The organism is Mesorhizobium sp. M2A.F.Ca.ET.037.01.1.1 (assembly GCF_003998075.1).
GTDB lineage: Bacteria > Pseudomonadota > Alphaproteobacteria > Rhizobiales > Rhizobiaceae > Mesorhizobium.
Map to the genome: position 1 here is coordinate 1 of NZ_RZSA01001351.1, position 1,357 is coordinate 1,357.

The window sequence follows — 1,357 nt, forward strand, 5'->3', positions numbered from 1 at the left end:
CGACGGTCAGCATCGTCTCGGGCGTCTCGCTGGTTGCCGGAACGGTGACGCTGGGCATGTTCTTCTATTTCGCCCTCTATATGCAGACGCTGACGGGTCTCAGCCCTGCCGAAGTCGGCTTCCTGTTCCTGCCGGCCTCGCTGACGTCGATGGTCATCTCGATCGTCGCCGGACGGGTCATTGCCGCAACCGGACGCTACAAATGGATGCCGGTGGTGGCGATGGGCATGGGTGGCCTGCTGATGATAGGCTTTGTCTTCACCGGCCAGCACACGCCGATCTGGGTGCTGGCGGCGATGATGGCTGCATTCGGCATCTCGATGGGCCTGCAGTTCCAGGTGCTGATCGTGGCGATCCAGGCAGCCGCACCCTTGCAGGACATCGGAGCGGTGACCTCGCTGATCACGCAGGCGCGCACGCTTGGCGCATCGCTGGGCCTGGCGCTGAACGGCGCGGTGATGATCTGGGCCTTGAACCGGCAGACCGCGCAGCTTCCCGCTGACGCCGCCGCCTTGCTGCCGCAGGGCTTGAACGGGCTCACCCCGCACATCGCTTCGAGCCTGCCCGCCGCGATCCGCGAGGTGGTGCTCGATCATTACTCCAGCGGCTTCAACGTGATGTTCATCTGGGTGGCGGCGCTCTACTTCGTCGCCATGGGGCTGACGCTGCTGCTGGAGAACAGGGAGATCCCGAAGCGGGCCTGAGCCGCCGAGCCGGACGGAACTCGGACAGATTGAAGTCGCGTCAGCGCCTTCCCGATTTCAATTGAAATCATCCGGCTCTGGCGCCGGCCGCTCCGCCGGCCCGGTCGCCTGTCTCCTGGTCCTGCACCATCGAAAGCGCCGTGCCCGGCTCGCCTTCCCACAGGATAAGGCTGGCAGCGCCCACCAGTCCGGCGCGGTCGCCGAGCTCGGCCGGCACGATCGGCACGTCGCGATAGGCCTGCATTGCCCGCTCCTCGATCGTTGCCCTGATCCCCGGGGCCAGCAGGTCGAAGCCGTTGGCGAGTCCGCCGCCCATGACGATCACCTCGGGCGAATAGAGATGCAGAAGGTTGGTAAAGCCGATGCCGAGCCATTTCGCCTCCGCCTCGACCAGGTCGCGCGCCGCCGCGTCGCCTGTCCGCGCGGCTTCGATGACATGCCGGGCCGAGACGTCGCCGTCATTGGAGAGCCGCCGCAACTGCGAGCCGTCGCCGGGCGCGGTGAGCCGCGTCGCCCGGCGCCCGAGAGCGGTGCCCGAAGCGACGGCCTCGAAGCAGCCGACATTGCCGCAGAAGCAGCGATCGCCTTCTCCGGTGATCGTCATGTGGCCGATCTCGGCCGCCAGGCCGCGCCTGCCGTGATAGATGTGACCG

2 protein-coding genes are annotated in these 1,357 nt (G+C 67.1%); one reads left to right on the forward strand and one right to left on the reverse strand.

Translation table 11 applies throughout. The features are described 5' to 3' along the window. Positions 1-704 (forward strand): MFS transporter (locus tag EOA27_RS36640; RefSeq protein ID WP_127258737.1); only part of this gene is annotated, 704 nt, incomplete at its 5' end. A gap of 67 nt (positions 705-771) precedes the next feature. Here the strand turns inward: EOA27_RS36640 and EOA27_RS36645 are convergent. Then, positions 772-1,357, reverse strand: a 586-nt coding sequence (locus EOA27_RS36645) for an ROK family protein (protein WP_127258739.1), incomplete at its 5' end; no start/stop codon positions are given.